The following is a 16,332-nucleotide window of genomic DNA, read 5'->3' as shown; positions in this document are numbered from 1 at the left end:
GCCCTGGTGGGGGGCGGGGGGCCGGGGGGCGACACTGGGGGGGGCTTTTCGCGCGCTGCGTGTCCATCCCCCCACGGGGGGGTTGCCCGGGGGGCCGCGGGGGGCCCCCCGCCACAGGTCGGTCAGCCGGTCGGCCGCGGCGGTGAAGCGCCCGGGGCTGCGCAAGGTCAGTCCGCGCTCGTTGCCGCTGGTGCTCATGGCGACCCGCCAGCCCTGTCCGGGCTCGCCGATGACGTCTTCGTCCGGTACGAAGACGTCGTCGAGGAACAACTCGGCGAAGGCGGGCTTGCCGTCCAGCCGCCCGATGGGCCGCACGGTCACCCCGTCCGCGTCCAGCGGGAACATCAGGTACGTCAGGCCCCGGTGCGGCCGGTCCGCCTCCGGGTCGCTGCGGAAGAGCCCGAACGCGCGGTCGGCGAAGGCCGCCCGGGACGACCACGTCTTCTGGCCGCTGACGCGCCAGCCGCCCTCCGCCCGCACGGCGGTGGATCGCAGCGAGGCCAGGTCGGACCCCGCCTCCGGCTCGGACCAGGCCTGCGCCCAGATCACCTCACCGCTCGCCATCGACGGCAGGACGCGCGCACGCTGCTCGTCGGTCCCGTGCTCGAAGAGCGTCGGCGCGAGGAGGTTGATGCCGTTCTGGGAGACCCGGCCGGGCGCGCCGGCCCGGTAGTACTCCTCCTCGAAGATCAGCCACTCCAGGAGGGACGATCCCCGGCCGCCGAACTCCACGGGCCAGGAGACCACCGACCAGCGGCCGGCGAACAGGACACCCTCCCACTCCCGGTGGGCGGCGAACCCCTCGGCGGTCTCCAGCGACGGGAGCGGGACGGACGGCACACGGGTGGCGAGCCAGTCCCGGGCCTCGGCGCGGAAGGCGTCCTCCGCGGCGGTGAAGTCGAGGTCCATCAGCGGCGGGCCTCCTTCATCGCGCGCACGTCCATCCCGCCGAGCGGGTCGTCGCCGGTCTCGGCGTTGTGGGCGTGGGCGAGATGGTGCAGTCCGAAGACCGAGTCCAGCCCCGAGTGCAGGCCCTGGAGGTCCTCCGCCTGGTTGACGGCCCGCTTCGTCAGCGCCAGGCCCATTCGGGGCATCGCCGCGATCCGCTCCGCCAACTCAAGGGTTTGCGAGGTGAGTTCCTCGCGAGGCACGACCCGGTTGACCATGCCGACCTCGTAGGCGCGCCGCGCGCTCATCCGGTCGCCGGTGTACAGGAACTCCTTGGCGATCCGCGGCGGCATCACCCACGGGTGCGCGAAGTACTCCACGCCCGGGATGCCCATGCGCACCACCGGGTCGGCGAAGAAGGCGTCCTCGGAGGCGACGATCAGATCGCAGACCCAGGCGAGCATCAGTCCGCCGGCCACGCACGCGCCCTGTACCGAGGCGATGACCGGCTTGGGCAGTTCGCGCCAGCGCCGGCACATGCCCAGGTACACCTCGGACTCGCGGGCGAAGCGGCTCTCGGCCCCCGACTTCTGCGCGTGGTCCCACCACAGACCGGCCCTGCGGTCGAAGGGCAGGTGCGCGTCCCGCTCAGGGGTGCCGATGTCATGGCCGGCCGAGAAGTGCTTCCCCGCTCCGGCGAGAACCACCACCTTCACCTCGTCGTCGTCCGCCGCGCGGTAGAAGGCCCGGTCCAGGGCGTAGGTCATCGCGGAGTTCTGGGCGTTGCGGTACTCGGGCCGGTCCATCGTCACCAGGGCGACGGCGCCACGGCGCTCGTAACGGACGGGCTCCGGGGGCGCGGTGCGGGCGGTGGACATCCGCATCCTCCTTCCCTAACAAGTGTTTGGTAGGTTAACGTACGGGGCGTCAGCCGTCGAGAGCCGCCCATGAGCACCACGGAGGTGCGCCCATGACCTCGGCCCCACCGCCGTACCTCCCCGGCCACCACCTGCTCACCGGCCGCAGCGCCGTGGTCACCGCCGCCGCCGGTGCCGGGATCGGCGGCGCCACCGCCCGGCGGCTGCTGGAGGAGGGTGCTCGGGTCCTGGTCTCGGACGCCCACGCCCGGCGCCTGAAGGAGTCCGGGGCGGAGCTGGCCGCCGAGTTCGGCACGGACCGCGTCACCGCACTGCCCTGCGACGTCACGGACGACGACCAGGTCACCGCGCTGTTCGAATGCGCCGAGGAGCACCACGGACGCTTGGACATCGTGGTCAACAACGCGGGCCTCGGCGGCACCGCCGATGTCGTCGACATGACCGACGAGCAGTGGAACAAGGTCATCGACGTCACGCTCAACGGCACCTTCCGCTGCACCCGCGCCGCACTGCGCCGCATGAAGGCCGCGGGCGCCGGCGGCGTCGTCGTCAACAACGCCTCGGTGATCGGCTGGCGCGCCCAGCAGGGACAGGCGCACTACGCCGCCGCCAAGGCCGGTGTCATGGCCCTCACCCGCTGCGCCGCGGTGGAGGCCGCCGCCTACGGAGTGCGGGTGAACGCCGTCTCCCCGAGCCTGGCCATGCACCCGCACCTCGCCAAGGTCACCACCCCCGAGCTGCTGGAGGAACTGACCGGCCGGGAAGCCTTCGGGCGCTGCGCCGAACCGTGGGAGGTGGCCAACGTGATCGTGTTCCTGGCCAGCGGCTACTCGTCGTACCTGACCGGCGAGGTGCTGTCGGTCAGCAGCCAGCACCCGTGAGGCGAGAATGGTGCCGTGCCGAAAAGCAGCAACAGCGACCACAAGAAGACCACGGTGAACCCTCCCGAGCGGCGCGAGGAACTCCTGGCCATCGCGGCCGAGGTGTTCGCCGCGCAGGGCTACAACGCCACGACCGTCCGGAAGATCGCGGACGCGGCCGGGATGCTGGCGGGCAGCCTCTACTACCACTTCGACTCCAAGGAGTCGATGCTGGACGAGATCCTCTCCGGCTTCCTGGACGAGCTCTGGGCCCGGTACGACGCCGTGCTCGGCGCCGGGCTCGGACCCAGGGAAACACTCGAAGCCCTCGTGACCGAGTCCTTCCGGGAGATCGACCGGCACCTCGCCGCGGTCGCCATCTACCAGAAGGAGTCCAAGCACCTCGGGACCCGGCCGCACTTCGCCTACCTCGTCGAGTCGCAGCAGAAGTTCGAGAAGGCGTGGCTGGGCACGCTGGAGCGCGGAGTGGCCGCCAAGGTCTTCCGCGCCGACCTGGACGTACGGCTCACCTACCGCTTCGTGCGCGACACGGTCTGGGTCGCCGCGTCCTGGTACCGGCCGGGCGGCCGCCACAGCCCCGAGGAGATCGCCCGGCAGTACCTGTCGATGGTGCTGGAGGGCATCGCACTGCACGACTCATAGGCAGACAGTCCCGCACATCGCAGACCCGGAGAAGGAGACGCCATGGCCGAGGCCTACATCGTCGAAGCGGTGCGCACCCCGGTCGGCCGACGGGGCGGCGGCCTGTCCGCCGTCCACCCGGCCGACCTCGGCGCACACGTGCTGACCGCGCTGATGGAGCGCTCCGGCGTCGACCCGGCCGCCGTCGAGGACGTGGTGTTCGGCTGCCTCGACACCGTCGGCCCGCAGGCCGGGGACATAGCGCGCACCTGCTGGCTGGCCGCCGGACTGCCGGAGGAGGTGCCCGGTGTGACCGTCGACCGCCAGTGCGGCTCCTCGCAGCAGGCCCTGCACTTCGCCGCCCAGGGCGTCCTGTCCGGCACCCAGGACCTGGTCGTCGCCGGCGGCGTGCAGAACATGTCGCAGATCCCCATCGCCTTCGCCACCCGCCAGGCCGCCGAACCGCTGGGCCTGACCGAGGGCCCCTTCGCCGGCTCGCAGGGCTGGCGGGCCCGCTACGGCGACCGGCCGGTCAACCAGTTCCTCGGCGCCGAGGAGATCGCCCGCAAGTGGGACATCACCCGGGAGGCCATGGAGGAGTTCGCGCTGCGCTCCCACCAGCGGGCCATCCGGGCCATCGACGAGGGCCGCTTCGACCGGGAGACGGTCGCGTACGGCGACGTGGTCCACGACGAGGGCCCGCGCCGCGACACCGGCAAGGAGAAGATGGCCGGACTGCAGCCGCTGGTGGAGGGCGGCAGGCTGACCGCCGCCCTCTCCTCACAGATCTCCGACGGCGCCTCGGCCCTGCTGATCGCGTCGGAGCGGGCCGTACGGGAGCACGGTCTGACCCCCAGGGCCCGCGTCCACCACCTCTCCGTACGCGGCGAGGACCCCATCCGCATGCTGACCGCCCCGATCCCGGCCACCGCCCACGCCCTCAAGAAGTCCGGGATGACGCTCGGCCAGATCGACCTGGTCGAGATCAACGAGGCCTTCGCCTCGGTGGTGCTGGCCTGGCTGAAGGAGACCGGCGCCGACCCCGGGAAGGTCAACGTCAACGGCGGGGCCATCGCCCTCGGCCACCCGCTCGGAGCCACCGGAACCCGGCTGATGACCACACTCGTGCACGAGCTGGAACGCACCGGCGGCCGCTACGGCCTGCAGACGATGTGCGAGGGCGGCGGCCAGGCCAACGTGACCATCGTCGAACGCCTCTGACGCGGACAGCGGCGCGGCAGCGCAGAGACCGGACAGTGCCGTGCGAGAGGGAAGGCGCAGGTCGCGGGTAGGCTGCGGCGGTGCGCACGGTCGAGCTGTTGTTGGACGAGGCGGCGGAGCGAGCGGTCCGAGAGGCCTGGCGGCGGCTCGCGGACGCGGGGCTGCCCAGTCAGGCGCGCCACCGCTCACCGACCAACAGCCCGCACATCACTCTGGCCGCCTGCCCGGAGTTGACCGCCCCCATCCGCTGGGAGCTCGCCGAGGTGGCCGCTGCCCTGCCGCTGCCGGTGCGGTGCACCGGAGTGGTCCGCTTCGAGCGACCCACCTCGGTGCTGGCCTGGGCGCTGGACCTCGATTCCGCGCTGGCCGGGCTGCACCGCCGGGTGTGGGAGGCGGTGGCCTCGGACAGCCCGCCCGAGAGTCTCAACCCCTTCCACCGGCCTGGGCGCTGGGCTCCGCACATCACCCTCGGCCGGTCACGCCGGGCCGGTGTTTTCGCGGACCGGCGGATTCCTGAGCTGCTGCCGGCGCCGCCGCGGTCCACCCGCGTCACGGTCCTGCGCAGCTACGACACCGAGACCGGCGCCTTGGAGGTGCTGGAGCCCCGCCCCTGAGACCCCTGGCGTCGGAGCGACACTGTCGGCGGATCAGGTAGTTGTGTCCAGGGCACCGGCAGGGCAAAAGGAAGGCCTATATCGGTGTTGCCCGGCGGTCTCGTGGGCGAGTGAGGATTTGCCCGGCGCCTACCGCAGACCACCAGGGACACTCCAAGCGGGCCGTCGCCCGTGCTGTGGTCGAGGTGATGCGCTCCCTCGGACATGCCCGGTTCGCGCTCGCCGGGCACGACCGCGGAGTCCTGTCCCCGAGTTGCGCCGTGGTCACGCACGACGACCAGTCCGCCGTCGATGTCCCGGCCGCCTTCGCCCGCGCCGGGGGTCTCCGTCCCGGGCCCGGAGTCGGCGGTCGGGGACGACGACTCCGGGCCCGGCTGAGCTGCTTCTCTGCGCGGCTGTTCGCGAGCATCAAAGAAGCACCACGCCTAAGTCACCCATCAGGAGCGGTTGATCCGTGCGGCGATACCGTGACCGATCAGCAGATAAATGATGGCTGGAAGTCCGTAATTGAGGACGACACGTAGCCCCTCTGTGTCCATGGTGAAAATATCCTGCGCCCAGCCGGACAACCAGTCCGCGGCCCCGTGCACGAACTCGACGAAGGGGTTCGCCTGGTTGGCGTCGAGCAGGTAGAGCACGATCCACAAGCCCAGCAGACCGGCGGCGACGTCGGCGATCGTGCAGAGGGTGAGGGCCGTTCTGCGTGCGGCGGCCTCATTGCGGGCGGAGTGGTCGGGCGCTGGGGGCTGGTCGTAGCTCTGGTACCCGGAGGCCGGGCCGGTGTTGTTCATGGAGAATCCGCTCTGACGGGTTTGTTTCCTTCCTCTACAGCGCCCGGTATTCGCCGCCGCGTTACACCCGGAACTTGGAAAACCATAATGTCGCGGCCTATTCCGTCACGTACGCAAAAGGTTACTCTGTGCGGTACATTCCGGGCATCGGAAAGCGATGTCGTTTGCCGTCGTCTGGGCGAGGCAAGGCCAAACTCGTACAGCTGGCCGACGGCTCCCACGTCGTCCGGCTGGAGAACCTCGACACCGGCAACGGACCGGACCCGCGCATGTGGCTGACCGACGCACCGGTGAAGGAGGGGAAGTCCCGTTGGCACGTCTTCGACGACGGCAAGTACGTCGGCCTGGGCGAGCTCAAGGGCGACAAGGGAAGTCAGAACTACGCGTCAGATCTGTTCAGGCGTCGTAGGTGTGGAAGCCCCGTCCGCTCTTGCGGCCGAGGTGGCCCGCGGCGACCATGCGGCGCAGGAGGGCGGGCGGTGCGTACAGCGGCTCCTTGAACTCCTCGTACATCGACTCGGCCACCGATTGGGCGGTGTCGAGGCCGATGAGGTCGAGCAGGCGCAACGGCCCCATGGGGTGGGCGCAGCCGAGTTCCATGCCACGGTCGATGTCCGCCGGCTGCGCGGAGCCCGACTCCACCATCCGTACGGCGCTGAGCAGGTACGGCACGAGGAGGGCGTTGACGACGAAGCCGGAGCGGTCGGGCGCCTGGATGGACCGTTTGCCCAACTGCTCGGTGAGCGCGCGGGTGCGCTGCACGGTGTCCGCGCTGGTGACGAGGGCGGGAATGAGCTCGACCAGCTGCTGCACGGGCACGGGATTGAAGAAGTGCATGCCGATGACCTGCGCGGGCCGCTCGGTGACGACGGCGAGGTCGACGATGGGGATCGAGGAGGTGTTGGTGGCCAGGACTGCCCTGGGGTCCTCGACCGCCTTGTCCAGGGTGCGCAGGACATCGGCTTTGATGTCGCGGTTCTCGGCGACGGCCTCGACGACGAACTGGCGGTCGGCCATGTCGCTGAGATCGTGGGTGAAGGAGACCCTGGCGAGGGCATGGTCCCGCTGCTCCTCGCCGAGCTTGCCGCGCCGTACGCCTCGGTCGAGGGAGGCGGTGAGCCGGCGGCGGCCTGCCTCCAGCGCGTCGGGTGTGGCCTCGGCGACGCGGACGTCGATACCGCTGCGGGCCGCGACTTCGGCGATGCCGGAGCCCATGAGGCCACAGCCGACAACGCCGAGACGGGTGACGGGATCCATCTGAAGTCCTATCTGGTGAGTCGCTGTGGGGTTTCCGGGGCCGGGTCAGACGTTGCGGCGGTACTGGCCGCCCACCTCGAAGAAGGCCTCGGTGATCTGCTGAAGCGAGCAGACCCGGGTGGCGTCCATGAGGACGGCGAACACGTTGCGGCCGCTCGTCGCCGCATCCTTGAGAGCCGCCAGGGCGTCTTCGGCCTGGTCGCGGTGGCGGGTGTGGAAGTCCCGCAGGCGATCCAGCTGGGACTGCTTCTCATCCTCGGTGGCCCGGGCGAGTTCCAGCTCCTGGGGCCGGCTGTCGCCGCCGGGACGGAGGAAGGTGTTGACGCCGATGATGGGCAGGGTGCCGTCGTGTTTGCGCTGCTCGTACAGCATCGACTCGTCCTGGATGCGGCCTCGCTGGTAGCCGGTCTCCATCGCGCCCAGCACCCCACCGCGCTCACTGATCCGCTCGAACTCCTGGAGTACGGCCTCCTCCACCAGGTCGGTGAGTTCGTCGATGATGAACGATCCCTGGAGGGGGTTCTCGTTCATGGCCAGACCCCACTCGCGGTTGATGACGAGCTGGATCGCCAGCGCCCTCCGCACCGACTCCTCGGACGGGGTGGTGACGGCCTCGTCGTAGGCGTTGGTGTGCAGCGAATTGGCGTTGTCGTAGATGGCGGTGAGGGCCTGGAGGGTGGTGCGGATGTCGTTGAAGTCCATCTCCTGGGCGTGCAGGGAGCGTCCTGAGGTCTGGACGTGGTACTTCAGCTTCTGGCTGCGTTCGTTGGCCCCGTACTTCTCCTTCATCGCGACGGCCCAGACACGGCGGGCGACCCGGCCCAGGACGGAGTACTCGGGGTCCATGCCGTTGGAGAAGAAGAACGACAGGTTCGGGGCGAAGTCGTCGATGTGCATGCCCCGGGCGAGGTAGGCCTCGACGTAGGTGAAGCCGTTGGCGAGAGTGAAGGCGAGCTGGCTGATGGGGTTCGCGCCGGCTTCGGCGATGTGGTAGCCGGAGATGGACACGGAGTAGAAGTTGCGGACCTTGTGGGCGATGAACCATTCCTGGATGTCGGCCATCATCCGCAGCGAGAACTCGGTGGAGAACAGGCAGGTGTTCTGTCCCTGGTCCTCCTTGAGGATGTCGGCCTGCACGGTGCCGCGCACGCTAGCGAGCGCGTTGGTCCGCAGCTCGGCCGCCTCGTCGGGCGACGGGTCACGGCCCTCGGTGGCTCGGAACCCTTCGATCTGCTGGTCGATGGCGGTGTTGAGGAAGAACGCCAGGATGGCCGGAGCGGGCCCGTTGATGGTCATGGAGACCGAGGTCGTGGGCGCGATCAGGTCGAAGCCGTCGTAGAGGGCCTTCATGTCCGCCAGCGTGGCCACCGACACCCCGGACGTGCCGACCTTGCCGTAGATGTCGGGGCGTTCGTCCGGGTCCCGGCCGTAGAGCGTGACCGAGTCGAAGGCGGTGGACAGGCGGGTGGCCGGCTGGCCCTCGGAGAGAAGTTTGAAGCGCCGGTTCGTGCGGAACGGGTCGCCCTCGCCGGCGAACATGCGTGCCGGGTCCTCACCGTCGCGCTTGAAGGGGAACACCCCGGCTGTGAAGGGGAAGTGGCCGGGCAGGTTCTCCCCACGCCAGAACCGCACCAGCTCCCCGTGGTCGGTGAAGCGGGGCAGGGCGACGCGCGGGACCTTGTTGCCGGACAGGGACTCCCGGGTCAGCTTGGTGCGGATCTCCTTGTCCCGGACCTTCACCACCTGCTCGTCTGCGGAGTAGGCGGCGACGACGGCGGGCCATTTGCCGATCTGCTCCGTGACCTGGTGCGGGAGGTGCTTCCGGGCGTCATCGAGGAGCGACTGCACGTTCGCCGCGTCGGAGCCGGCCTCCACGAGCTCGTCCCTGACCGCCGCCAGTTGCTGCACCCGCCTGGCCGCTTCCGCCAGGCGCGCGGTTTCGGCGTGGTACGTGCGGACCGTGTCGGTGATCTCGGCGAGGTAGCGCACCCGGCCTACGGGGACCACCTGCCGGATGCCGGAGGAGTGGCGTACCCCGGCGGGCGCCAGCGCGCCCTCGGACAGCGGCAGCCCCTTCTCGGCCAGGCCCGTCCTGAGGTGCTGGTAGAGCGCGGTGACACCGTCGTCGTTGAACGTCGCCGCCGACGTGCCGTACACCGGCATGTCCTCGGGCCGCATGCCGAACGCCTCGCGGTTGCGGACCAGTTGGCGGCCCACGTCCCGCAGCGCGTCCTGCGCGCCGCGCCGCTCGAACTTGTTGATCGCCACCACGTCGGCGAAGTCGAGCATGTCGATCTTCTCCAGCTGCGAGGCGGCACCGAACTCCGGCGTCATCACGTACAGCGAGCTGTCGACGAACGGCACGATCGCCGCGTCGCCCTGGCCGATGCCCGGCGTCTCCACGATCACCAGGTCGAACCCGGCGGCCTTGACGACGTCGATCACGTCGGACAGGTGCTCGGGCAGCTCCCGACTGCCACGGGTGGCCAGGCTGCGGAAGAAGACCCGGTTCCCGTCGAGGGAGTTCATGCGGATCCGGTCACCGAGCAGTGCCCCGCCGCCGCGGCGGCGGGTCGGGTCGACCGCGATCACGGCGATCCGCAGTTTGTCCTGCTGGTCGACGCGGAAGCGGCGCACCAGTTCGTCGGTGAGCGAGGACTTCCCCGAGCCGCCCGTGCCGGTGATGCCGAGCACCGGCATGACCCGGGCCGCGGCGGCGGCCCGCAGCTGCTCCATGTGATCCGGGGGCAGTTTGCCCAGTTCAGCGCCGGTGATGGCGCGGGCGATCGCGAACCGGTCCCCGGCCAGCACGGCGGCCGTGTCGGCCGGTTGGCCGTCCCAGAGGTCGAAGTCGCAATCCCTCACCACCGAGTTGACCATGCCGGCCAGGCCCATCCGCTGCCCGTCCTCGGGGGAGAAGATGGTCACACCGCTGTCGCGCAGCCGGGTGATCTCCTCGGGCACGATGACGCCGCCTCCGCCGCCCACCACACGGATGTGGCCGGCTCCCCGCGCCCGCAGTGACTCGACCAGGTACTCGAAGTACTCCACGTGCCCGCCCTGGTAGGACGAGACGGCGACACCGTGGGCGTCCTCCTCCAGAGCGGCGTCCACGACCTCGCGCACGGACCGGTTGTGTCCGAGGTGGATCACCTCGGCGCCCTGGGACTGGAAGATCCGCCGCATGATGTTGATCGACGCGTCATGCCCGTCGAACAGAGCCGAAGCGGTGACCAGGCGGACAGGATGCACGGGTCGGTGCAGATCGCTCATGGGGGCCTTCCCGGACAGGGCGGGGGTACTGCTGACGGAAGAGATACTAGGACGTCCTAGTAAATTGCTGGGAGTGATCGCCGTCACAGATCGAGGACGAGGCGAGGCCCGCACGAGCGGGAGACGCAGATGAGCATGGTGTCGCCTGCGGCCCGCTCGTCCTCGGTCAGCAGCGAGTCCCGGTGGTCGGGCCTGCCGTCGAGTACGTCGGTCTCGCAGGTGCCGCACGTGCCCTCCCGGCAGGAGAAGTCGACCGCGACACCGGCCTCCTCCAGGGTTTCGAGTACCGAACGGTCCGGCGGCACGGTGAGGGTGAGCCCGGATCGGGCGAGCTCCAGCTCGAAGGCCTCGACCGGGCCGGTCTCAGCAGTCCGTACCGGGGCGAACCGTTCGACGCCCAGCGTGCCGGGGGGCCAGCCCGCGCACTGCTCCTGCACCGCCTGCAACAGGGGTTCGGGACCGCAGGCGTGCACCAGCGTGCCCTCCTCGGGTACGCCGAGGTGGGCCGCGAGGTCCAGCAGGCCGTACTCGTCCTGCGGACGGACGAGTACCCGGTCCCCGTGCGGGGCGAGGCGGTCCAGGAACGCCATGGAGGTACGGGTGCGGCCGCCGTACAGCAGACGCCAGTCGGCCCCCGCGGCCTCGGCGGCCTCGACCATGGGAAGGATGGGTGTGATGCCGACGCCGCCGGCGATGAAGAGATGGCGTGCGGCGGGCCGCAGCGGGAAGTTGTTCCGCGGTCCGCGGACCCGCACGGCGGCGCCTTCGCGCAGGTGGTCGTGGACGTACGCGGAGCCGCCGCGGCCCCGCGGCTCGCGCAGCACGGCGATCTGCCAGGTTTCACGCTCGGCCGGGTCTCCGCACAGGGAGTACTGGCGGATCAGGCCGCCGTCTTCGCCGTCGTCGCTGCCCAGGAGTACGTCGATGTGGGCGCCCGGTGTCCAGGCGGGGAGCATCCCGCCGTCGGGGCGCCGCAGGGTGAGGGAGACGACGCCGTCGGCGGCGAGGGTGCGGGTCGCCAGGGCAAGGGTCGCGTCGGCCGGGGTCAGTCGGTCGTTCATGGTGGTTCGGCTCCGGGGTTCAGGCCTGCGTCGGCACATGCAGCAACAGCGCGTCGCCCTGACCGCCGCCCCCGCACAGGGCCGCCGCTCCGCTGCCGCCTCCGCGCCGCCGCAGCTCCGCCGCGAGAGTCAGCACCAGCCGGGCTCCGGTCATCCCGACCGGGTGCCCGAGCGCGATCGCTCCGCCGTTGACATTCACCTTGTCTAGAGGGATGTCCAGCTCCCGTACGGAAGCCAGGGCCACTCCGGCGAACGCCTCGTTGATCTCGAACAGGTCCAGGTCGGCGGTCTTCAGCCGGCCGTCCCGGGACAGGGCGTCGCGGACCGCGCCGGCCGGCTGGACGAGCAACGAGGGGTCGGGGCCCGCGACCGTGCCGTAGGCGCCGATCTCGGCGAGCGGTGTCAGGCCCTCGCGCCGGGCGCGCTCCGCACTCATCACGACGACGGCCGCGGCGCCGTCGGAGAGCTGTGAGGAGTTGCCCGCGGTGATGGTGCCCGCGCCGGAGAAGGCCGGCTTCAGAAGCCCCAGGCTCTCGGCGGTGCTTCCCGGCCGTACGCCCTCGTCGGTGTCCACCACCGTCTCGCCCCGGCGTCCCGCGACGGTGACGGGGGTGATCTCCTCGGACAGCGCACCCGACTCCTGGGCACGGGCGGCCCTTTGATGGGACAGCGCGCTGTACTCGTCCTGTTCCTCCCGGCTCAGGGTGAACGGCCGCTGGTAGCGCTCGGTGGCCGCGCCCATGGAGACGCCGTCGAAGGCGCAGATGAGGGCGTCGCGGTCGAGCGCGTCCTCGGCCGCGGCCGAGCCGTACTTCCAGCCGGAGCGAGCCCCGCGCAACAGGTGCGGGGCGCCCGACATGGACTCCATGCCACCGGCGACGACCACCTCGTGGCGGCCGGAGGTGATCATGAGGTCGGCCAGGGCGATGGCGTGCAGGCCGGACAGGCAGAGCTTGTTGACGGTGCTCGCGGGGACGGAGAACGGAATGCCGGCGGCGATCGCGGCCTGCCGTGCCGAGTTGGGGCCGGCCCCGGCCTGCACGACATGACCCATGACGACGGCTTCCACGGCCGCCGGGTCCAGACGGACGGCGGCCAGTGCCGCGCCGATGGAGTGGGCGCCGAGGTCGACCGCGGACACGGTGCTCAGCGCACCCGTCAGCCTGCCGATGGGCGTCCTGGTGCCGGCGACGATGACGGATCCGGGCATGGCCGGGACCTCCTGGGGTCTGGGACGGGTCAGGCGACCGCGTCGACGGCACGTTCGGCGACCATGTGGGCCGTCTCGTTCACCGTGTGCGGAACGATCCGGCCGCCGGGCATGCGCCGCACCCGGCTGACGGACGTGTAGTCGGGGTGGAACCAGAACATCGCGGGCAGGCCGAGCACCGTCGCCAGATAGGTGTTGGTGATGCCGCCGTGGCACACGACCGCGACCCGCCCGCCGGGATGGGCGTCGAGGATGGTGCCCATGGCCCGCACGGCACGGGCGCGAAAGGCGTCCCGGTCCAGGTCGGGCACGAAGTCCTCGTAGCGTCCCTCGGCGAGTGCCGCCGCCCGGGGATCGTCCGTGCCGATCTGCTCCGGTGGCGTGTAGGGCTGGGACACGTCGGTGTCCCACTCGCGCAGGTCGTCGAGGACGGTGGCGGTCATGCCGGTGCGCCGTTCGAGAGGGGCCACGGTCTCGCGCGCCCGCCGGAACGGGCTCACGTACAGGGCGTCGACGTCCTCGTGCACGAGCCAGGCGGCGAGGCGCTCGGCCTGAGCGGTGCCCTCCGGTGACAGCCCCGGGTCGAACACACCCGCCAGGGGGAGGCCGTGCCGGATGAGGAGAAGTTCGGTCATGGATGGTCCTTGGTGGGTGAGCCCGGCTCAGCCGGCGATGGTCCGTTCGGAGCGCCAGTACGGGCGGCGCATCGCGCGCTTGTCGAGCTTGCCCATGGCGTTGCGCGGGAGTTCGGGGACGTACTCGTACGACTTGGGGCACTTGTGGCCGGCGAGGCGCTCGCGGCAGAACCGGTCCAGCTCATCGGCCGGCGGCTCGCGCTCCGCCACCACGACCAGCGCCCGCAGTGACTCGCCGAAGTCCGGGTCGGGCACGCCGATGACCGCTACCTCGGCGACCGCCGGGTGCAGCCGCAGAACCGCCTCGCTCTCGGCCGGATACAGGTTCACGCCCCCCGAGACCACCACGTCCGCGGCCCGGTCGGTGATGAAGATATAGCCGTCCGCGTCGACGTAGCCGATGTCGCCGAGCGTGAAGACGCCGGGGGAGAGATAGGCGGACCTGGTCTTGTCCGGGTCCGCGTGGTAGCGGACGCCCTGCTCCTCCGGCGCCCGGAAGGCCAGCAGCCCCTGTTCGCCGGGCGGCAGTCGCCGGCCGTCGTCATCGGTGACCAGGACCTCGAAGGGGGCCCGGGCCCGCCCGACCGAGCCGGGGTGCGCCAGCCACTCGGCGCTGCTGATGCGGGCCACGGTCCCCGCTTCGCTGGCGCCGTACGACTCGGTCAGCACCGGACCGAACCACTCGATCATGGCGCGCTTCACGTCCGGCGGACAGGCGGAACCGGTGTGGGAGACCTGGCGCAGGCTGGAGACGTCGTACCGGGCGCGGATCTCTTCCGGGAGGGCGAGCAGCCGCTGGAAGTGGGTGGGCACCATCACCGTCGAGGAGACCCGCCACCTCTGCACCCGGCTGAGGAACGTCTCCGCGTCGTATCTGCCGAGCACCACCACCGGCTGACCGGCCGCCAGGTGCCGCAGCGAGGTCAGCGGCGCGTTGTGCTGGAGCGGGCCGCACACCAGGTGCGGTCCCGGCGGGAATCCGGGCCGGGCGGACATCGCGGCGAGGTAGGCGGCGCTGTCGGCGACCGGGCCGCTCACCCAGCGCACCTCGGTGCCCCGCGCCCGTCCCGTGGTCCCCGAGGTGTAGACGAGGGGCGGCCGGGCGGGCCGGTCCGTCGGGACGGTGCGCCCGGCAGGTGCGGCCGCCAGCCACAGGTCCCAGTCGAAGGCGTGGCCCATCGCCGGGGTTCCGTGCGTCACCAGCGGCAGGCCCAGTTCCCGGGCCGCGTCCAGGGCGGCCCCTGCCCCGGCGGGACCGGCGATGATCGCGGTCACGCGCGCGTCGATGACCTGGTCGACGACTTCCCCCGACGTGAGGTTCCGGGACGTGGCCACGGTCCCGACCCCGGCCCGCAGGCCGGCCAGATGGGCCACCAGCGTCGGGATGGCGTTGTCACCGAGGACGGCGACCCGGTCGTCGGGCCCGGGCGCGAGCTCCAGCAGCCGTGCCGCCGCCCGCGCCACCTGGTCGGCGAGAGCGGACCAGGACAGCACGCCCAGGTCGTCCGCCAGTGCGGGCTCGTCGGGTGTCTCCTGGGCGCGACGGTCGAGTGGCAGCAGCGACATGGCTCCTCCGGCGGCTCCTGGGGCCTCTCCCGATGCGAGGGGAGAGGAGATGCTGGGACTGTAGCGTTTATCAAGAAAGTACGGAACACTCTGATCCCGAGCGGACTCATTCCCGCATGTTTCAGTGGCCGGGCAGGTGCGCATCGCATCCCCGTTACTGAATCTCCCGTCTGGTAAGTGCACGAGGAGGAGCCATGTCCCAGCCCGACCCGGACGCATGGCGCACGCAGGTACGGCAATGGCTGGCCACCGTGCTCGAACCGGCGCGGGGGCCGGAGTCCGCCGGAGAGGCCGCCGACCTCGCCGTGTTCCACAACCTCGCCGAGGACGAGGAACGCCTGCTGCTGGAACGCTGCCGCGCCTACCAGCGGGCCCGCTTCGACGCCGGGTACCAGGCGCTGACCCTCCCCGCGGACAAGGGCGGCGCGGGCCTGACCGCCGCCCACGTGGCCGTCTTCGCCGAGGAGGAGTCCGCCTTCGAGGTGCCGCCCGCCACCGAGCTGATCAGCGTCACCGTGCGCCTGGTCGCCATGGCCGTCTCCCTGTTCGGAACGGCTGAACAACTCCACGACCACGCCCGCGCGTTCCTGCGCACCGACCTGCTGGCCTGTCAGCTCTTCAGCGAGCCCGGTGCCGGGTCCGACCTCGCCGCCCTGCGCACCCGCGCCCGGCAGGCCGACAGGGGCGAGTGGGTGATCGACGGTCAGAAGGTGTGGACCTCGGGCGCCCAGTTCGCCGACTACGGTCTGCTGCTCGCCCGCACCGACCCGGACGTCGTCAAACAGGCCGGCATCACCGCCTTCCTGGTCCCGATGGACGCCCCGGGCGTGGAGGTGCGCCCCATCCGGCAGATGAGCGGCGGCGCCTCCTTCAACGAGGTGTTCCTGAGCGGCGTACGCGTCCCGGACCGGCTCCGGATCGGGCGACCGGGCCAGGGCTGGGAGGTCGCCACCACCACCCTCGCCTTCGAACGCACCGCCTCGGGCAGCGGCAACCGTCGCAAGGGCGGCACCTTCCCGGACGTCGTCGCGCTCGCCCGCTCCCTCGGCCGCACCTCGGACCCGCTGGTCCGCCAGCGTCTCGCCGACCTGTACGTACGTGCCGCCCTGCGCGCGGCCACCGTGGACCGCGTCGCCAGGACGAGCGCCGCCGGCGGCCGGCCCGGTCCCGAGGCGTCATTGACCAAGCTCATGGCCTCCGACCTGCTCACCCGCACGGGACAGGTCGCCGCCGAGCTCATGGGGGCGCGCATCAGCGCCGACACCGGGGAACCGGGCACCTTCGCCTGGACCCAGCACCTGCTCGGCGCCCCGGGCTACCGGCTGGCCGGAGGCACCGACCAGATCCAGCGCAACCTGATCGGCGAACGGGTGCTGAAGCTGCCGCCGGAGCCCCGGACGGACCGGGCGCCGTTCTCGCAGCTCCCCGGCAACTGA

General features: G+C 71.2%; 14 protein-coding genes and 1 pseudogene. 6 read left to right on the top strand and 9 right to left on the bottom strand.

Going from position 1 to position 16,332, the window contains the following annotated elements; genetic code table 11:
• Both HNR57_RS35565 and HNR57_RS35560 read right to left on the bottom strand, forming a co-directional pair.
• A partial coding sequence (locus tag HNR57_RS35565) for an acyl-CoA dehydrogenase family protein (RefSeq protein WP_246555291.1) occupies nt 1-909 on the bottom strand: 909 nt, incomplete at its 3' end.
• A complete protein-coding gene (locus tag HNR57_RS35560; RefSeq protein ID WP_184566852.1) occupies nt 909-1,772 on the bottom strand; it encodes an enoyl-CoA hydratase in 864 nt (287 codons plus the stop codon). The genes HNR57_RS35560 and HNR57_RS35565, both read right to left, overlap by 1 nt.
• Before the next feature lie 86 nt (nt 1,773-1,858).
• Here HNR57_RS35560 and HNR57_RS35555 point away from each other — a divergent pair, with 86 nt between their 5' ends.
• The 4 genes from HNR57_RS35555 (at nt 1,859) to HNR57_RS35540 (ending at nt 5,103) form a co-directional block, all read left to right on the top strand.
• On the top strand, nt 1,859-2,647 hold the full coding sequence (locus HNR57_RS35555) for an SDR family oxidoreductase (RefSeq protein ID WP_184566850.1): 789 nt from the start codon (nt 1,859-1,861) through the stop codon (nt 2,645-2,647).
• A 15-nt stretch (nt 2,648-2,662) separates the two neighbouring features.
• Entirely contained in the window at nt 2,663-3,289 is a 627-nt protein-coding gene (locus tag HNR57_RS35550) for a TetR/AcrR family transcriptional regulator (protein ID WP_376772329.1), read from the top strand.
• 42 nt (nt 3,290-3,331) lie between these two features.
• Nucleotides 3,332-4,489, top strand: a complete 1,158-nt coding sequence (locus HNR57_RS35545) for an acetyl-CoA C-acetyltransferase (RefSeq protein ID WP_184566847.1) — start codon at nt 3,332-3,334, stop codon at nt 4,487-4,489.
• Nucleotides 4,490-4,569: 80 nt separating this feature from the next.
• Complete coding sequence (locus HNR57_RS35540) at nt 4,570-5,103, top strand: 2'-5' RNA ligase family protein (protein ID WP_184566845.1); 534 nt, start codon at nt 4,570-4,572, stop codon at nt 5,101-5,103.
• Between the two features lie 437 nt (nt 5,104-5,540).
• Here the strand turns inward: HNR57_RS35540 and HNR57_RS35535 are convergent, their stop codons facing one another.
• A complete protein-coding gene (locus tag HNR57_RS35535; RefSeq protein WP_184566843.1) occupies nt 5,541-5,894 on the bottom strand; it encodes a hypothetical protein in 354 nt (117 codons plus the stop codon).
• Between the two features lie 182 nt (nt 5,895-6,076).
• On the opposite strand from HNR57_RS35535, the pseudogene HNR57_RS40080 reads away from it, so the two are divergent.
• Nucleotides 6,077-6,277, top strand: a pseudogene (locus HNR57_RS40080) (DM13 domain-containing protein); the annotation flags it as partial.
• Nucleotides 6,278-6,290: 13 nt separating this feature from the next.
• Here the strand turns inward: HNR57_RS40080 and HNR57_RS35525 are convergent.
• The 6 genes from HNR57_RS35525 to HNR57_RS35500 all read right to left on the bottom strand — a co-directional run bounded on the left by HNR57_RS35525 (nt 6,291) and on the right by HNR57_RS35500 (nt 14,896).
• A complete protein-coding gene (locus HNR57_RS35525; RefSeq protein ID WP_184566841.1) occupies nt 6,291-7,151 on the bottom strand; it encodes a 3-hydroxybutyryl-CoA dehydrogenase in 861 nt (286 codons plus the stop codon).
• 45 nt (nt 7,152-7,196) lie between these two features.
• Entirely contained in the window at nt 7,197-10,424 is a 3,228-nt protein-coding gene (icmF, locus tag HNR57_RS35520) for a fused isobutyryl-CoA mutase/GTPase IcmF (RefSeq protein WP_184566839.1), read from the bottom strand.
• Nucleotides 10,425-10,507: 83 nt separating this feature from the next.
• Nucleotides 10,508-11,485 carry a PDR/VanB family oxidoreductase gene (locus tag HNR57_RS35515; RefSeq protein ID WP_184566837.1) on the bottom strand — a complete coding sequence of 326 codons (978 nt, stop codon included), beginning with the start codon at nt 11,483-11,485 and terminating at the stop codon, nt 10,508-10,510.
• Nucleotides 11,486-11,504: 19 nt separating this feature from the next.
• A complete protein-coding gene (locus tag HNR57_RS35510; RefSeq protein ID WP_184566835.1) occupies nt 11,505-12,695 on the bottom strand; it encodes an acetyl-CoA C-acyltransferase in 1,191 nt (396 codons plus the stop codon).
• A 29-nt stretch (nt 12,696-12,724) separates the two neighbouring features.
• Nucleotides 12,725-13,330, bottom strand: a complete 606-nt coding sequence (locus tag HNR57_RS35505) for a histidine phosphatase family protein (protein WP_184566833.1) — start codon at nt 13,328-13,330, stop codon at nt 12,725-12,727.
• A gap of 27 nt (nt 13,331-13,357) precedes the next feature.
• On the bottom strand, nt 13,358-14,896 hold the full coding sequence (locus tag HNR57_RS35500) for an AMP-binding protein (RefSeq protein ID WP_184566831.1): 1,539 nt from the start codon (nt 14,894-14,896) through the stop codon (nt 13,358-13,360).
• A gap of 194 nt (nt 14,897-15,090) precedes the next feature.
• On the opposite strand from HNR57_RS35500, the gene HNR57_RS35495 reads away from it, so the two are divergent.
• On the top strand, nt 15,091-16,332 hold the full coding sequence (locus tag HNR57_RS35495) for an acyl-CoA dehydrogenase family protein (RefSeq protein WP_184566829.1): 1,242 nt from the start codon (nt 15,091-15,093) through the stop codon (nt 16,330-16,332).

Origin of the sequence: Streptomyces paradoxus (assembly GCF_014202475.1) — a bacterium.
GTDB lineage: Bacteria > Actinomycetota > Actinomycetes > Streptomycetales > Streptomycetaceae > Streptomyces > Streptomyces paradoxus.
Note: the sequence above shows the minus strand (reverse complement) of the source record. Positions and strands in the feature narration are given on the sequence as shown.